Below are 16,647 nucleotides of genomic sequence, written 5' to 3'. Positions count from 1 at the left end.
CCGGCACGACTCCGCAAGGGTCGCCTCGAGGATCCGCAGCTCGGCGACGAGGTCGGGGGCCGCCTCCCGCGGTTGCGGCGTCGCCGGCTCCTGGGCGCCGGCGAGGCTCCCGGACCACAGCAGCACGGCGAGCAGGACGTGCACGAGAAACCGCATCGGGGCCTCCCTCGGCAGCTGTCCGAGAGAAGCCTAGTGCAGGTCACGCGCCAGCCGCAACTTTCGCGTGCCGACCGCGGCGTCCGTGCGCGAACTGTTGATCGCCCGGCGCGCGCATCGGCCGGCCGCCGTCAGCTCCGGCTCTGCCGCCAGGCGGCGTAGCGGGCCTTGGCCTCGTCGTTCGGGGGATAGAGGCCGGGCAGCGGCACGCCGCGCTCCACCTCGGTGAACACCCAGCTCTCGTAGAGCTCGTGCTCGGCACCCTCGTGGGCGACGTACTCGACCAGATCCTTCGGAATCACCACGGCACCGTCGTCGTCGGCGACGATCACGTCGTCCGGGAAGATCGCGACGCCGCCGCAGCCGATCGGCTCCTGCCAGTTGACGAAGGTGAGCCCGTTGACCGAGGCGGGCGCGGCGACGCCGGCGCACCACACCGGCAAGCCGCTCGCCAGCACGCCGGTGCGGTCGCGCATGACGCCGTCGGTGACCAGCGCCGTGACGTTCCGCTTCTTCATGCGGGCGCACAGGATGTCGCCGAAGATGCCGGCCGACGTGATGCCCATGGCGTCGGCGACGACGATGCAGTTCTCCGGCATCGCCTCGATGGCGCCACGGGTCGAGATCGGCTTCGACCAGCTCTCCGGCGTCGCCAGATCCTCGCGGGCCGGGACGAAGCGCAGTGTGAAGGCGGGGCCGACCAGGCGCTCGCCGCCGCCGACCAGCGGCTTCGGCCCGGCCATCCAGCAGCGCCGGATGCCCTTCTTCAAGAGCATGGTGGTGACGGTGGCGGTCGTCACCTTCTTCAGGATGTCGTAGAGCGCCGCGGACATTGGGGTTTCCTGTTCGGAGATCGAGAGATTGTAAGCGTCACCCTGAGGCGCTCGGGCAAAGCCCGAGCCTCGAAGGGCGACGGCATCGATCTCGTGCTTGCCAGAGATCGACACCATTGAAGCCCAAGTCGGCGACGCCGACTTGGGTGGCTGCCCGTCCTTCGAGGTCCGGCGACGCCCGGCACCTCAGGACGACGGATCAGAGTCAGGCCGCCACCAGGCCGAGGCGCTCGTCACGGCGGCGCAGCCACAGCATGAACGGGATCGACAAGAGCACCATCCAGGCCTTGCCGACGACCTGGCCGGCCAGGAAGTCGAGCGAGCCGAAGGCGAGCCACAGGAACAGGAGCGAGTCGACGACGAGCCCGACGAGGCCGGAGGCGAGCACGGCCGTCACCATGCGGCGGCGCGCCAGCGGCGTGTAGACGGCGAGATCGGCCATCTCGGAGACCAGGAAGGCGGCCGCCGAGGCGATCACCAAAGCGGGCGGCGCCAGGAAGGCGGACAGGAGCGCACCCACCAGCACCGCGGCGGCCGCGACCAGCACGCCGAGCCGGCGCTGCACGAGATCGCGGAGCACCAGGGCGACGCCGACCATCAGCACGCCGGACGGCGCCGAAAGGCCCGGCAGCACCGGCACCAGGCACGGCCCACGTGGCACGCAGGTCGTGCCCGCATGCTGGATCAGCCAGTTGGCGGCCGGAATCGTGAGAGCGAAAAGGACAAGAAAAACGAGCCCTTCCGAGCGACGGCGAAGATCGGGGGTTAACATCGGCGAGCGGACATCCATTGCGAGAAGCCCTCGGCCCGCAGCCGGCAGGCCGGACAGGTGCCACAGCCGTAGCCCCACGGGTGGCGGACCGAGCGGTCGCCCACATAGCAGGTGTGGGTCTGTTCGAGAAGCAGGTCGACGAACGGCGCCCCGCCGAGCTGCTCGGCGAGCGCGAAGGTCTGCGCCTTGTCGATCCACATCAGCGGCGTGTGGACGACGAAGCGGCGCTGCATGCCCAGATTGAGGGCGAGCTGCATCGCCTTGACGGTGTCGTCGCGGCAATCCGGATAGCCCGAATAGTCGGTCTCGCACATGCCGGCGACGAGATGGCGGGCGCCGCGCCGATAGGCGAGCGCCCCCGCGAAGGTGAGGAAGACGAGGTTGCGGCCGGGCACGAAGGTGGTCGGCAGCCCATCCTCGGCGACCTCGATGGCCACGTCGCGGGTGAGCGCCGTCTCCGAGACGGCGCCGAGCGCGTCGAGCGGGATCAGGTGGTCGGGGCCGAGCCGCTCGGCCCAGGCGGGGTCGAGGGCGGCCATCTGCATGCGGATGCGCGGCCGCACCTGCAGCTCGACGGCGTGCCGCTGGCCATAGGCGAAGCCGACCGTCTCGACCCGCGAGAAGCGCGACAACGCCCAGGCGAGGCAGACGGTCGAATCCTGGCCGCCCGAGAACAGCACCAGGGCGGTTTCATCCTGCAGGCTCATCACACGACCATCGTTTTCGCCGGTTCGTCGCCGCCCGACGAGGCAGCCCGGGAAGACCGCAGCGCCCGAAGGGCTGTGCGCAAATCGGCCCGCCCGACCGGCTTGTCAACCGGCCCTGCATGCAGGCCCCTATCCCGGCGAGCGCGACTCCCGGTGAAGACGCCGGGGCCGCCTCAGTCCCACTTCGGCGCGCCGCTCCAGTTGACGATGCGGCCGTTCGGGCGGGCGAGGCCGCGGATCGCGGCCATCTCGTCGTCGCCGAGCACGAAGTCGAACACGGCGAGATTCTCGGTGAGGAGATCGAGCCGCGCCGCGCGCGGGATCGGGATGCCACCCGCCTGCATGATGTAGCGCAGGCTCACCTGGGCCGGGGTCTTGCCGTGCGCCGCCGCGATCTCGCGCATCACCTGGTCGGAGAACACGGCGCCGCGCGCCATCGGGCTGAACGCCGTGACGGCCATGCCGTGGCGCCGGCAGGCCTCCACCACCTTGCTCTGGTCGAGATGCGGATGCCACTCGATCTGGTTGACGGCGAGCGGCTCGCTCGCGTGCTTCACGGCCTCGTCGAGCAGCGCGACCGTGAAGTTGGAGACGCCGATGTTCTTCGCGAAGCCGACCTGCTTCATCTTGCACAGCGCCCCGATCGTCTCGGACAACGGGATGCGCGGGTTCGGCCAATGGATCAGCAGAAGGTCGACCTCGGAGAGCCGCAGCCGGGCGAGGCTCCCCTTGGTGGCGCGTTCGAGCTCGCGCGGCGCCAGGTGATCGGGCCAGATCTTGGTCGTGACGAACACCTCGGCGCGTCTGAGGCCGGAGCCGCGGATGCCCTCCCCGACCTCGCGCTCGTTCTCGTACACCTCGGCCGTGTCGATCAGCTTGTAGCCGGACCGCAGCGCCTGCTCGACCGTGCGGGCGCAGATCCGGCCCTTGAGCTCCCAGGTGCCGAGCCCGATCGCCGGGATGGTGGCGCCGTTGGCGGTGACGTACTCCATGCCGTCCTCTCCGGCGCTCCGTCCCACGGAGCGCCCCTGCAGAGATTATAACGGCGAGCCGTTAACGGATCGGATCACGTGTCCCAGACCGGCGCGTGCGCCGGGCTCACCAGCCGACCGTTCGGCTTCCGCAGCGCGGCGATGTCGGCCACGTCCTGTGCCGAAAGCGTGAAATCGAACACCGCGAGGTTCTCGGCGAGACGGTCACGCGAGGCGGTGCGCGGGATGGCGACGAGTCCTTGCTGGACGAGCCAGCGCAGCGCCACCTGCGAGGCGCTCTTGCCGTGCGCGGCACCGATGCGCCGCAGCACCGGGTCGGACGGCACCTCGCCGCGGGCGAGCGGGCAGTAGGCCGTGATCGACAGGCCGTGGCTTCGGCACGTCTCGATCAGCCGGCGCTGGTCGATGTAGGGATGCACCTCGATCTGGTTGGTCACCAGCGGCACGGTCGCGAGCCGCACCGCCTCCTCCACCATGCCGACCGTGAAGTTGGCGACACCGACATGGCGGGCGCGCTTGTCGGCCGCGACCTTGCAGAGCGCGCCGATCATGTCGGCCATCGGCACCGCGGCGTTCGGCCAGTGGATCAAGAGGAGGTCGACGAAGGCGAGATCGAGCTTCCTCAGGCTCTCGTCGAACGAGCGCTCGAAGTCGCCCGGCGCCAGATTGGCGTGCCACACCTTGGTGGTGACGAAGACCTCTTCACGCGCGACACCGGAGGCGCGCAGCCCCTGCCCCACCTCGGCCTCGTTGCCGTACATCTGCGCGGTATCGAGATGCCGATAGCCGAGCCGGACCGCGGCGTCGACGATCTCGACGCAGGTCTCGCCCTTCAGGGTCATGGTCCCGAGCCCGATCGCCGGGATCCGGGCCCCGTTCGCCTCCACGGTCTGCATGTGTCACTCCCCATGATGATCCGCCCGCGATCGTTGTGGAGAAACCGCACAGGCGTGCGGGTCGCGGGCATCGGCCGACGACGTCGGCCGGCGGACGAGCGTGTCCGGATCGGCGCCGCCACGCAAGCACCTGCCGCGACGGGCAGACCGGCTGGTTTCAAGGATCGACGCCGTTGACGAGATCGTCGCCGTCGCCGAGGGCGGTGCCGGGCAGGACGAGGCCGCGCCCCGTCATCTCGCGGAGCGCGGCGGCCGGCATCGGCCGGGCGAACAGGTAGCCCTGCATCTCGTCGCAGCCGGCGAGCCGCAGCAGCAGGCGCTGCTCCTCGGTCTCGACGCCCTCGGCGAGCACGGAAAGGCCGAGCGCGCGGCCGAGCGCGACGATCGCCTGCAGGATCACGCCGCCGTTGGCGGAACGTCCGAGCGGCGCGACGAACTCCTTGTCGATCTTGAGCTTGTCGATCGGCAGGCGGCGCAGATAGCTGAGGCTCGAATAGCCGGAGCCGAAGTCGTCGAGGGCGATCTTGACGCCGAGCGCCCGCAGCTCCTTCAGGCGCTGCTTGGCGTCTTCCGGGTTGTCGATGAGGACGCCCTCGGTGATCTCCAGCACCACCCGGGACGGATCGATGCCGGAGTCGGCGAGCGCGCTCGCCACCGCCCGCACCAGGCCGCGGTCGCGCACCTGGATCGGCGACAGGTTGATGGCGATGAACAGCTCGGGCCAGTCGCGCGCGTCGGCGAGCGCGCGGCGCAGCACGAACTCGCCGAGCTCGATCATCAGGCCGGCCTGCTCGGCCACCGGCACGAAGACGCTCGGCGGGATGTTGCCGCGCACCGCGTGCTTCCAGCGCACCAAGGCCTCGGCCCCGACCATGCGCAGCCCGTCGCCGGCGACGATCGGCTGATAGGCGACCGTCAGCCCGTCGTCGGCGAGCGCGAGCCGCAGCTCCTGCTCGATGAAGCGCCGCTCGTTGATCTCGTCCTCGAGCCCGTGATGGAACGCCAGGATGCGGCCGCGGCCCATCTTCTTGGCAGCGCGTGCCGCGAGATCGGCACGGCGGATCAGCTCATGCGCGCTCTCTCCGTCTCGCGGCGCCAGTGCGAGCCCGACGCTCGCCGTGACGTTGATGACCTGGTCGCGGATGTGGAACGGCGCGGCGAGGCGGCGCGCGCAGGCGTTCGCCGCATCGACCGCCACGGCGCCGTTGCGCACGCCCATCACCACGGCGAACTCGTCGCCGTCGATGCGCCCGACCTCGGCGGTCGCGGGCAGCACACTGCGCAGCCGCTCGGACGCCTCGGCGATCAGCCGGTCGCCGATTTCGTGCCCCAGAACCTCGTTGATCTCCTTGAACGAGTCGAGGTCGATGCAGACGAAGGCGATGCTCTCGTCGGGACCGCGCGCCTTCAAGGCGCAGCCGAGCGCGGCGATGATCTTGCGCCGATTCGGCATGCCGGTGAGCGGATCCTCCTGGGCGATGCGGCGCAGCTCGACCTCGATCTGCTCCAGTCCGCCGGCCGCGCGCCGGATCTGGACGAGCGACAGGCCGGCGAAGCCGAGGAAGGCGGCCCCACCGACCACCGGCAACAGCCACAGCCAGGCGGGGTTGCCGGCGTCGTCGGGCGGCTCCCAGCCGAACCAGCCGACGATGCGTCCGCGCGAATCGGTCTGCGAATGAAGCGGTCCGGACGCCTCGCCCGGGTCGGTGTCGAAGCGCAGCCCACGCACGCCGGCCGTCTCCCCCATCGCGGCGACGATCGGCCCGTCGATCGGCACCGCGAGCACCAGCGTCAGCTCGGCCTCGCCCGCCGACCCGGCACCGACCGGCACCATGGCGACCACGGCGGGCTGCTGCTCGATCAGAAGGATCTCGGTCTGCACCGGCACGGCGCGGTCGATCAGCGCCAGGTCGGTCCGCGCGCCGCTTCGCGACGGCCCGTCGCCCGGCTGAAAGGTTGCGATGTACGAAACGATGGACGGCGGCACCACCCGCACATCCGGCGGATATGCGGCCGCGAGCGAGCCGTCACGGCGGACCAGGAAGGCCCAGCGATGACGCAAGTGCGGCAGGCCGGCCGGCGCCAGGTGCTGCTCGATGTCGACCGGAATGACGTCGGCGGCGCCGGTGGCGGAGATCGCCCGGGCGCGCTGCAGCGCGACGTCGCCGAACACGCTGCGATACTCGGCGAAGGTCCGGGTGACGCCCACCCGCGCCCGTTCGAGCGCGACCGAATCGTCCGGACGAACGACGAGATAGAGGACGGCCGCCACCGACACGAGGCCACAGGCGAGTGCCGCGGCGAGCGCCAGCAGGGAGCCGGACACCGGTCGCGCGGCCCCGGCCCAGGCACGCGGCTTCGCCGCACGCGGCGGCTCGGCGGCGTGCTGGTCCGATCCCTTCGCTCTGCCTTCGCCGCTGCTGTCAGCGGAACCCATGAAGCCACCTTCGGCGGACTTTTCGTCCCGATTTGTAGCAGTATGGGAGTTAATACTTGGTCAGCAAAGGTCGAAATGGAGCGTCTGACGGAACATTTCGGTCGGCTGTTCGGCGTTCACTTCAAGCCGAACCACAGGCTCGCGATTCCCAGGAACGAGAAGAAGCCGACCACGTCGGTGATGGTCGTGACGAACACGCCGGAGGACACGGCCGGATCGAGCCGAAACCGCTCGATGACCAGCGGGACCAATATACCCCCGAGGGCGGCCGCGACGAGATTGCAGATCATCGCGAGCCCGATCACCACCCCGAGGTCGACGGTTCTGAACCACGCCGCCGCGGCGACGCCGGTGATCACCGCGAAAGCGACGCCGTTGACGACGCCGACCAGCACCTCGCGCAGCACGATCCGGGCCGCGTTGCCGTCGTGCAGCTCGCGCGTGGCGAGCGCCCGCACCGCGACCGTCATGCTCTGGGTCGCGGCATTGCCGCCCTGGCTCGCGACGATCGGAGCGAGCACGGCGAGTGCCACCATCTTCTGCAGCTCGCCCTCGAACAGGCCGAGCACCGAGGAGGCGAGGAACGCCGTCGCGAGATTGACCAGAAGCCAGTTGAAGCGGCCGCGCGCGATCGTCCACACGGAGTCGGACAGCTCCTCGTCGCCCGTGACGCCGCCGAGCGCCTTGATGTCCTTCTCGGCCTCCTCCTCGATCACGTCGACGACGTCGTCGACCGTGACGACGCCGACCAGCCGGTCGCCCTCGTCGACCACGGGCGCGGCGATCAGGTTGTAGCGCTCGAACATGCGCGCCACCTCCTCGAGGTCGTCGGTGGCGTGGACGCGGCGGCGGCCGGCGTCCATCAGCTCGGCGACCGGCGTCGGCCGGCGGGTCCGCAGCAGCGTGTCGAGCGCGACGGTGCCGAGCAACTTGTCGTCGCCGTCGACCACGTGGATCTCGAAGAAGCGCTCGGGCAGCTCCTCGTTGTCGCGCAGGAAGTCGATCGTGTGGCCGACCGTCCACGACGGCGGCACCGCGACATACTCGGACTGCATGCGTCGCCCGGCGGAGTTCTCCGGGTACTGCAGGCTGCGCTCGAGGGCGCGACGATCGAGCGAGGGAAGCTGCTCGAGAATCTCGTCCTGCTCGTCCTTGGGCAGGTCTTCCAGGATGTAGACGGCGTCGTCGGAGTCGAGATCGCGCACCCCCTCGGCGACCGCCGCGGGGGCGAGCTCCTCGAGGATCTCCTCGCGGACCGTGTCGTCGACCTCGACCAGCGCCGTGAAGTCGAAGTCGGCGCCCATAAGGGCGATCAAGCGCGGCCGCAGCGCGGGATCGAGCGCCTCGATCAGGTCGCCGACGTCGGCCTCGTGCATGTCGCCGACGAGATGCCGCAGCGCCGCGGCGTCTTCCGCCTCGATCGCCGACGTGACCCGCGCGACGAAGCCGGCCGCGATCGCGCCGTCCTCGTCACGCAGCACGACGTCTCCCGCCTCGGTGCTCGTCTCGGGCTGGTTCGGCATCTCGATTCTCACGATCGGGACGGGCGCTCGGCCACGCGCCCTGGTCCGGCTTTTACGCGGGCGGATCCGACGTGGCAAATCGCCTGCGACGGCATGATGACGCCCCCGCACGACTGCCCCGCCCTCGCCACATCCGCATGGCACGCCCTGGCCAGGCTGCGGACGATCCGCATCCCGAGTGTGCGGATCCAGCGGATGATTCGGCCCGGCCCGATGGTCCTGACGACGGTCGCGACGAGGCTCGTGAGGGCGAAGCTCGCGGCGACGAGGCTCGCGGCGACGTTGCTCGCGGCGACGGTCGCGACGATGCTCGCCGCGCCCACGGCGGACGCGCAGACGGCGGACGCGCAGACGGCGTGTCCGGGCCGCAGCGGCGCGCTCGGCACCGCCCGCATCCTCACCGTCGATCCGGCGACGACGCCGCGGGTCGGCCGCAAGCATTTCGCCGACACCCTGCCGCTCGCCGACATGGAGGTGGTGCTCACCTTCGACGACGGGCCGCGCCCCGGCCGCACCGACCGGGTGCTCGACGCCCTGGCGCGCGAATGCGTGCGGGCGAGCTTCTTCGTCCTAGGCAAGCACGCCCTGGCGCACCCGGCGCTGCTGCGCCGGATCGCCGCCGAGGGCCACACGGTCGCCCATCATACCTTCGCGCATCCGCTGCTCGACCGGATGTCCCCGACGGCCGCCGAGCGCGAGATCGATCATGGCTTCGTGGCCGTCGAGACGGCGCTGCACGGTCGGCCGAGCGAGCGGCCGTCGACGCCGTTCTTTCGCTTCCCCGGCTTCGCCTCGACGCCCGCCCTGCTCGACCGGCTGCGGGAGCGCGGCATCGTCGTGTTCGGCGCGGACCTGTGGGCGAGCGACTGGACCGACATGACGCCGGGCCAGCAGCTCGATCTGGTGCTCGCCCGGCTGGAGGCGTCGCGCGGTGGCATCCTGCTCTTCCACGATCCGCGGCTGCAGACCGTCCAGATGCTTCCCGCTTTTCTCAGGGCTCTGAAATCACGCGGCTTTCGGATCGTCCACGTGGTCCCGCCGCCGGTCCGGACGGCGACCGGCCCGCGTTGATGCGGGCAGGGCACACGGCCACGATTTCATCATCTGTACACGATATTTTACCCTTTTCCCGGTTACCAATCGCGCGTGACTATGGAAAAAAGTGTTGGCATTCCGAGTGATCGGGGGAAGGGGCAGGTCATGCGCCGGTCGTGTGCGAGTGGTCCGTCGTTGATCGCATCATCGGTTGCGCTGTCGCTGCTCGCCGCCGCGGCCGCCCCCGCGGCGCACGCCGCCTCGCCGACGGCCGCCACGCCCCCCGCCGCGCAGTGCCCCGGTAACCCGAACGCGCTCGGCACCAGCCGCACCCTGGTGGTCGATCCGATGGAGCACGCCCGCATCGGCGTGATGCAGTATCGCGAGTCGCTGCCGCTGGAGCACAAGGAGGTGGTGATCACCTTCGACGACGGGCCGATCCCGCCCTACTCCAACCGGGTTCTCGACATCTTGGCATCGGAATGCGTGAAGGTGACGTATTTCCTGGTCGGCCGGATGTCGCACGCCTATCCGAGCATCGTGCGCCGCATGCAGGCCGAGGGGCACACGATCGGCACCCACAGCAACAGCCATCCCCTCACCTTCCACAAGATGCCGATCGGCCAGGCCGAGGCGGAGATCGAGGGCGGCATCGCCAATGCGGGGGCGGCGCTCGGCGACCGCGCCGCGGTGGCGCCGTTCTTCCGCATCCCGGGTCTCCTGCGCCGGGACGAGGTCGAGCGCCTGCTGGTCTCGCGCGGCCTGATGACCTGGAGCGCCGACTTCCCGGCCGACGACTGGAAGCACATCTCGGCCGACGAGGTGATGAAGCGGGCGCTGGAGCGGATCGAGGCGCGCGGCCGCGGCGTGCTGCTCCTGCACGACATCCAGCCGGCGACCGTGCTGGCCCTGCCCGGCCTCCTCAAGGCCTTGAAGGCGCGCGGCTACAAGATCGTCCACGTGGTGCCGGCGAGCGCCGACCTGCCGAAGACCGCGACGACGCCCGAGCAGTGGATGGGCCGTCGCACCGCCAACGGTAGCGGCAACGGCGGCTCGTGGCCGACGCCGGTCTTCACCATCGAGACGTTGCTCGCCGACCCGATCCTGCCGACCTACGACCCGACGAGCGTCGGCGTCATCGATGCGCTCGGTCCGGCGCCCGTCGTGGCGCGCTCCCAGATGCGCAGCTTCCGCGCCCCCGCCCGCGCGGTGCCGCTGCCGCCCGAGCCGGTGTGGCCGCGCCACCTCGACGACGCGGCGGCGAGCCGCGCCGCGGCCCAGCCGGTCGCCCTGCCGGTCCCGAGCATGGGGAGCTTCGGCCGGGATCAGGACTTCGCCCCGGCGAGCCCGGTGCTCGGCACCGCCGGCCACGCGGCTCTGCTGCCGCCCGTGCCGGTGTTCGGTCCCGGCGAGGCGCGCCCACCGCTCGGACCGCGACTGGCCGCCCTGAAGCCGCCGGCCGGCCCGCGGGCGCCGGCGACCACGCCCGTGTCGCTCGCCGCGGAACCGCCGCCGACCACGACCGCGGCACCGCTGCCGGCGCCGGAGCCGACCGGTGCCACGCCGCGCGGCCTGCTCGGCCGCTGGCCGTTCTCCACCTCGGCCCTGCCGAAGCTCGGAATTCCGTGATCGCGCCCGGCGGCGACAGCCCGATGTCTCGGATCGGCCGGGCCTCGTCCCGGCCGATGTCGTCTCGACCCCGCAACGGGAACACCGGGCCCCGGCCCGCCGACCTCCGGCGCGCCTCACGCCCCGGACCGGGCGACCTCTCGGCCGACCTCCGGCCGACCACGGGCCGACCTCGCCGGCGGCGCGCCGGTGCCGTGCCGGCGATTCGGCCGGCCGTCGGATTCGGTGCCGCGCCGCCCCGCAACCCGGCTCCGAAATCCGAGTTTTCGGGGCTTCGCCGGTCTTGTCGCGGCATCATCGATTTGTTACACCCTCGCCGTCGCCTCGATGCCCGGGCCGTCACCGGCCGGCATCGATATCCCCTGATGCGGTCGTGGCGGAACTGGTAGACGCGCTAGCTTGAGGTGCTAGTGGGGCGACCCGTGGAGGTTCGAGTCCTCTCGACCGCACCAGACTTCGCCGTCGGCTTTTCCGAGCCGGCTTCGACCGGGCGAAGCTGCTCCCTGATCAATCCGTGCTGATCGAATCCGGCACCCGCCGGACGGCGCACCGTGCCCGATCCGGGGCGACGGTGGCCGATCGATCGTGCAGGCCCGGATGGGCAGAGGGCGGGACGACAGTGTCGCCCCGCCCCGCATCTCGATCGCGCGGGCGCCTCGGCCCCCTCGCTCGGCCCTCCTGGCCGTCGGCGCCGCGCCGAAATTCACGCCGTCGCCGGCTCGATCCAGCGCGGGAAGACCGGGGTGGGCGGCGGGAGCTGGCTGCCGGGCGCGATGCGGGTTCCGCCGCCGAGCTGCGAAAAATCGCGGGCGTCGGCCGGCACGGCGAGGATGTCGAGCAGCTTGCCGCAGGCCGTCGGCATCACCGGCTGGGCCAGGATGGCGACCTGGCGCAGCACCTCGGCCGTGACGTAGAGCACCGTGCCCTGACGCACCGGATCGGTCTTGGCGAGCGCCCACGGCTGCTCGCCGGCGAAGTACCGATTCGCGTCGGCGACCACGGCCCACGCGGCCTCGAGCACCCGGTGGATCTGCTGAGTCGCCATCTGCTCGCGCGCCTTGCCGACCAGCGCGTCGGCGGCGTCGAGGATCGTCTTGTCGGTCTCGGTGAACGCGCCCGGCGTCGGCATCACGCCCTTGAACGCCTTCGCCAGCATCGACAGCGAGCGCTGCGCGAGGTTGCCGAGGTCGTTCGCCAGATCCGCGTTGATGCGGTTGACGATCGCCTCGTGCGAATAGCTGCCGTCCTGACCGAACGGCACCTCGCGCAGGAAGAAGTAGCGGAGCTGATCGACACCGTAGAGCTCGGCGAGCCCGACCGGGTCGATCACGTTGCCGACCGACTTCGACATCTTCTCGCCCCGGTTGAACAGAAATCCGTGCGAAAAGACCCGGCGCGGCACGTCGACCCCGGCCGACATCAGGAAGGCCGGCCAATAGACGGCGTGGAAGCGCACGATGTCCTTGCCGATCACGTGCAGGTCGGCCGGCCAGTACTTCCGGAACATCGCGCTGTCGGTGTCGGGGAAACCGACGCCGGTGATGTAGTTGGTCAGCGCGTCGACCCACACGTACATGATGTGCTTCTCGTCGCCCGGCACCGGGATGCCCCAGTCGAAGGTGGTGCGGGAGATCGACAGATCCTGCAGCCCGCCGCGCACGAAGCTCGCGACCTCGTTGAGGCGCTCCTTCGGCAGCACGAAGTCGGGCACCCGCTCGTAGAGATCGAGCAGCTTCTGCTGATAGGCGGACAGCCTGAAGAACCAGCTCTCCTCCGCGACCCACTCGACCGGCGTGCCGGTCTTGGTCGACACGCGGGTGCCGTTCTGGTCGAGCTGGGTCTCGCTCTCGGCGTAGAACGCCTCGTCGCGGACCGAGTACCAGCCCTCGTACTTCGACAGATAGACGTCGCCGTTCGCCTTCATCCGCTCCCAGATCGCCTTGGACGAGCGGTAGTGGCGCTCCTCCGTGGTGCGGATGAAGTCGTCGTGCGAGATGTTCAGCTTTTCGTCCATGGCGCGGAACAGCGCGACGTTGCGGTCGGCGAGCTCGCGCGCCGCGAGCCCCTCCTTGGCGGCCGTCTGCACCATCTTCTGGCCGTGCTCGTCGGTGCCGGTGAGGAAGTGCACGTCGTAGCCGTCGAGCCGCATGAAGCGGGCGATCGCGTCGGTGGCGATCACCTCGTAGGCATGGCCGATGTGCGGCGCCCCGTTCGGATAGGCGATCGCGGTCGTGAGGTAGTAGCGCTTGGAGGCCATGGATTTCGAAGCTCGCAGGCAATCCGGGCAAAAAGCAGCCGTCATTCCGGGGCGCGGCGAAGCCGCGAACCCGGAATCCAGCCGTGTGCTCGGCGTCGGTGGCTGGATTCCGGGTCCGACGCTGCGCGCCGGCCCGGAATGACGAGATGCTGCGGCGATGTCGCCGCCTGGGTATCAACCCCGTGCCGCCTCGGCAAGCCAGCCGAACACGGCGAAGACGAGCGCGCGGCGATCGAGGTTGAGGGTGAGGACATCGCGGGCGGCGGCGTCGAGCCGGCTCCACGCCTCGGCATAGGGGGCGAGCCGGGCCGGCGCCTGAGGACCATGACGCAACTGCGCCGAAAGCCAATCGCGCACCGTGTCGACGAAGGCCTCCACGGTCTCGCGGTCGGCCCGCTCCAGCGTGTCGCCGAGCGCGTGCAGGCCGCGCGGGTCGGTGCGAGGAAGCCCGGCGAGCAGCGCCGTCACCTTCTCGCGCATCGCCAGCAGCGGTCCGCCGGAGAGCGCGATCGCCCGGGCGACGCAACCGTCGGCCGCGGCCGCCGCCTGGGCGAGCCCGGCCTCCCCCGGATCGCGTCCGAGCGCCCCGGCGGCGGCCGTCGCGACCTCGGGTGCCGACAGCGGCCGCAGCGTCAGCATGCGGCAGCGCGACTTGATGGTGGGGAGCAGGCGACCCGGCGAATGGCTGACCAGGAGGAGCAGCGCGCGCCGCGGCGGCTCCTCGAGAATCTTCAGGAGCGCGTTGGCGCCCTCGGGGTATTTCAGCTCCTCGGCGGCGTCGACGACGCAGATGCGCCAGCCGCCGCCCGTCGCCGTGGCGCCGAAGAAACCGACCGTCTCGCGCACCTGGTCGACCGTGATGACGGTGCGCACCGTCTCGCTCTTCTCGCCGGGCGTCCGTTCGAGCGCGAGCAGCGCGCCCTCGGTGTCGGCCGCCACCCGGCGAACGACGGGATGATCGGGCGGCAGCGCCAGCGAGGTCGCGGCCTGCACGGCGGGCGAAGCCGGGTCTGGATGAGCGAGGACGAAGCGGGCGAAGCGGTAGACGAGCGTCGCCTTGCCGATGCCGGCCGGCCCGCCGATCAGCCAGGCGTGCGGCACCCGGCCGGACGTGTAGGCGGCGAGCAGGGTCTGCTCGGCGGCGGCATGGCCGACGAGGTCGAGGGTCTCGCGCGGATGCGGAACCAGCCTCTCCTCGCGCGCGGCGCGCGGCGCCTTGCTCACGGCACGGCCGCGCCGAGGGCGGCGCGGCGCGAGGCGTCGCCCGAGTCTGGATCGATCGAGTCTGGATCGATCGCCTCTGGATCGATCGCCTCCGGCTCGCTCGTGCCGGGATCGCCCTCGTCTGCGCCGATCGCCGTGGTGTGCACCTGGGCGGCGCCGAGCCGCGCGCACACCACGGTCCACACCTCGTCGGAGATGCGCTGCGGCGTCGGGCTCGCGTCGATCACGGCGCAGCGGCCGGGCTCGGCGGCGGCGATCGCGCGATAGGCGTCGCGCAGGCGCGCATGGAACGACACGTCCTCGGCCTCGAACCGGTCGATCGCGCCGCCTTCGCGCCGGCCTGCCGCGCGGGCGAGCCCGGCCTCGGCCGGGAGATCGAGCACGAGGGTCAGGTCCGGCACCGTGTCGCCGACCGTGACGCGCTCCAGCGCCCGGATCATGGCGGGATCGACCTTGCCGACCGCGCCCTGGTAGACGCGGGTCGAATCGGCGAAGCGGTCGCACACCACCCACGCGCCGCGCGCGAGCGCCGGCCGGATGGTCGTCTCGAGATGGTCGGCCCGGGCGGCGGCGAACAGCATCGCCTCGGTCTCGGCCCCGAGCGGCTTCGCTGCACCGCTGAGCAGCACGTGCCGTACCGCCTCGGCCCCCGGCGAGCCGCCGGGCTCGCGGGTCTGCACGACGGCGATGCCGAGCCGCCGTAGCCGGGTGGCGAGCAGCGCCGCCTGGGTCGACTTGCCCGACCCCTCCCCGCCCTCGAACGTGATGAACTTCCCGCGCATCTCACATCCTGTCGGCCGGCGCCCGGCTCCCACCAATCGGATCCGCGACAAATCAGATCCGCGAAAATCCGGCCTTGAGCCAACCGATGACGACCTCCGTGACGACGTCGACGGCGCGCTGCGGCAGGTTGCCGACCTCGACGCTTTCGGCCGCCTTCAGCGGCACTTCGAGCGTGACGTTCTCGCCCCGGATGACGCGCAGGCGGCCGATCCTCTGGCCTTCGGCGACCGGCGCCCGCACCGGACCCGTATAGACGATCCGGGCCGAGATGCGGTCGGTCGTGTTCTTCGGCACCAGCACCGAGACCGCCTTGTCGGCGACCAGCGGCACCGAGCCCTGCGCGCCTCCGAACACCTTGGCGTCGCCGATCACCTGGCCGTCGGCGAACAGCGGGCGCGCCTCGAAGCCGGAGAAGCCCCAGTCGAGCAGTCGCTTGCCCTCGTCGGCGCGATCCTTGGCGGTCTTCAGCCCGTTGATCGCCACGATCAGCCGCAGGCCGTTCTGCACGGCCGAGCCGACGAGGCCATAGCCGCCCTCCGCCGTGAAGCCGGTCTTCATGCCGTCGGCGCCGATGTTGAGCGGCAAGAGCGGGTTGCGGTTGAGCTGGCGGATCTTGTTCCAGGTGAACTCGCGCTCGCCGTAGATCGAATAGAACTCCGGGTACGTCTTGATGATGTGCTGGGCGAGCTTGGCGAGCTCGCGCATCGTCACCTGATTGGCCGGATCGGGCAGCCCGGTGGCGTTGCCGAAGGTCGAGCGCGTCAGTCCGATCTCGCGCGCTCGCTTGGTCGCCATCTCGGCGAAGCTGCGCTCGTTGCCTGCGATTCCCTCGGCGAGCGCGATCGCCGCGTCGTTGCCGGACTGGATGATCAGGCCGCGCAGCAGATCCTCGACCTTCACCCGGCTGTGGATCGGCGCGAACATCGACGACGTGTGCGACGGCGCCCCGCCCCGCCGCCAGGCATCTTCGCTGACCTGGAACTCCTGGTCGAGGGTGACGCGGCCGGCCTTGATCTCGTTGAAGACGACCTCGGCGGTCATCAGCTTGAGGAGGCTCGACGGGGCCGTCGGCGTGTCGGCGGCCTTCTCGTAGAGGACCGTGCCGGTCTCGGCGTCGATCAGGATGGCGTAAGGGGCGGCGGTCTGGAAGCCGCCTTCCTCCTTCTTCTGGCCGGTGACCGAGTTGTTGGCGGCGGTCGCCCCCGCCACCAGGGCGAAGGTCAGGGCGAGCGCGGCGACCGCGCGCGTGCCGGGGCGCCGCGTCCACGCCCGCGCCCTCCACAGCCGTCGAAGCATCGCAATCATCGCCATCGCATCCGGGAAGAGTTGGCCGGAACAATGGCGCGACGCGGCGGCCGGAACAATGGCGGTCCGGACCGAAAAGCGAAATATTAAGCGTGAGT

At 70.9% G+C, this 16,647-nt stretch carries 13 protein-coding genes, 1 tRNA gene and 1 pseudogene; 4 read left to right on the top strand and 11 right to left on the bottom strand.

Annotation, left to right across the window (positions count from 1 at the left end; translation table 11 throughout):
- Nucleotides 1–287: 287 nt before the first annotated feature.
- From ACFSOX_RS00305 to mgtE, 7 genes are all read right to left on the bottom strand, one after another.
- Complete coding sequence (locus ACFSOX_RS00305; protein WP_378475797.1) at nt 288–989, bottom strand: ribonuclease activity regulator RraA; 702 nt, start codon at nt 987–989, stop codon at nt 288–290.
- Between the two features lie 205 nt (nt 990–1,194).
- Nucleotides 1,195–1,650 carry a VUT family protein gene (locus tag ACFSOX_RS00300; RefSeq protein ID WP_245428735.1) on the bottom strand — a complete coding sequence of 152 codons (456 nt, stop codon included), beginning with the start codon at nt 1,648–1,650 and terminating at the stop codon, nt 1,195–1,197.
- A gap of 104 nt (nt 1,651–1,754) precedes the next feature.
- A complete protein-coding gene (queC, locus tag ACFSOX_RS00295; RefSeq protein WP_378475796.1) occupies nt 1,755–2,468 on the bottom strand; it encodes a 7-cyano-7-deazaguanine synthase QueC in 714 nt (237 codons plus the stop codon).
- A 173-nt stretch (nt 2,469–2,641) separates the two neighbouring features.
- Nucleotides 2,642–3,460, bottom strand: a complete 819-nt coding sequence (locus tag ACFSOX_RS00290; RefSeq protein WP_378475795.1) for an aldo/keto reductase — start codon at nt 3,458–3,460, stop codon at nt 2,642–2,644.
- 74 nt (nt 3,461–3,534) lie between these two features.
- Nucleotides 3,535–4,356 (bottom strand): aldo/keto reductase, encoded by an 822-nt coding sequence (locus tag ACFSOX_RS00285; RefSeq protein WP_378475794.1) that lies wholly within the window; start codon nt 4,354–4,356, stop codon nt 3,535–3,537.
- A 157-nt stretch (nt 4,357–4,513) separates the two neighbouring features.
- Entirely contained in the window at nt 4,514–6,793 is a 2,280-nt protein-coding gene (locus ACFSOX_RS00280; protein WP_378475793.1) for a putative bifunctional diguanylate cyclase/phosphodiesterase, read from the bottom strand.
- Between the two features lie 116 nt (nt 6,794–6,909).
- Nucleotides 6,910–8,316 carry a magnesium transporter gene (gene mgtE / locus ACFSOX_RS00275; RefSeq protein ID WP_378475792.1) on the bottom strand — a complete coding sequence of 469 codons (1,407 nt, stop codon included), beginning with the start codon at nt 8,314–8,316 and terminating at the stop codon, nt 6,910–6,912.
- Between the two features lie 195 nt (nt 8,317–8,511).
- Here mgtE and ACFSOX_RS00270 point away from each other — a divergent pair, with 195 nt between their 5' ends.
- The 3 genes from ACFSOX_RS00270 to ACFSOX_RS00260 all read left to right on the top strand — a co-directional run bounded on the left by ACFSOX_RS00270 (nt 8,512) and on the right by ACFSOX_RS00260 (nt 11,432).
- Entirely contained in the window at nt 8,512–9,387 is an 876-nt protein-coding gene (locus tag ACFSOX_RS00270) for a polysaccharide deacetylase family protein (protein WP_378475791.1), read from the top strand.
- 159 nt (nt 9,388–9,546) lie between these two features.
- Nucleotides 9,547–10,980: a polysaccharide deacetylase family protein gene (locus ACFSOX_RS00265; RefSeq protein ID WP_378475790.1), complete on the top strand. Its 1,434-nt coding sequence runs from the start codon at nt 9,547–9,549 to the stop codon at nt 10,978–10,980.
- A gap of 367 nt (nt 10,981–11,347) precedes the next feature.
- Nucleotides 11,348–11,432, top strand: a tRNA-Leu gene (locus ACFSOX_RS00260).
- 251 nt (nt 11,433–11,683) lie between these two features.
- On the opposite strand, the gene metG is transcribed toward ACFSOX_RS00260, so the two are convergent.
- Entirely contained in the window at nt 11,684–13,237 is a 1,554-nt protein-coding gene (metG, locus tag ACFSOX_RS00255) for a methionine--tRNA ligase (RefSeq protein WP_378475789.1), read from the bottom strand.
- Between metG and ACFSOX_RS00250 the strand changes: the two genes are divergently transcribed.
- Nucleotides 13,236–13,379, top strand: a complete 144-nt coding sequence (locus ACFSOX_RS00250; protein WP_378475788.1) for a hypothetical protein — start codon at nt 13,236–13,238, stop codon at nt 13,377–13,379. The genes metG and ACFSOX_RS00250 overlap by 2 nt on opposite strands.
- Nucleotides 13,380–13,411: 32 nt before the next feature.
- Here the strand turns inward: ACFSOX_RS00250 and ACFSOX_RS00245 are convergent, their stop codons facing one another.
- From ACFSOX_RS00245 to ACFSOX_RS00235, 3 genes and pseudogenes are all read right to left on the bottom strand, one after another.
- A complete protein-coding gene (locus ACFSOX_RS00245) occupies nt 13,412–14,461 on the bottom strand; it encodes a DNA polymerase III subunit delta' (RefSeq protein WP_378475787.1) in 1,050 nt (349 codons plus the stop codon).
- A gap of 149 nt (nt 14,462–14,610) precedes the next feature.
- Nucleotides 14,611–15,243 (bottom strand): annotated as a pseudogene (gene tmk, locus ACFSOX_RS00240) (dTMP kinase); the annotation flags it as partial.
- A gap of 52 nt (nt 15,244–15,295) precedes the next feature.
- Complete coding sequence (locus ACFSOX_RS00235; protein ID WP_378475786.1) at nt 15,296–16,549, bottom strand: D-alanyl-D-alanine carboxypeptidase family protein; 1,254 nt, start codon at nt 16,547–16,549, stop codon at nt 15,296–15,298.
- Nucleotides 16,550–16,647: the final 98 nt, after the last annotated feature.

It is taken from the genome of Rhodoplanes azumiensis, from assembly GCF_042682915.1.
GTDB lineage: Bacteria > Pseudomonadota > Alphaproteobacteria > Rhizobiales > Xanthobacteraceae > Rhodoplanes > Rhodoplanes azumiensis.
This window is presented reverse-complemented; position numbering and strand designations above follow the sequence as displayed.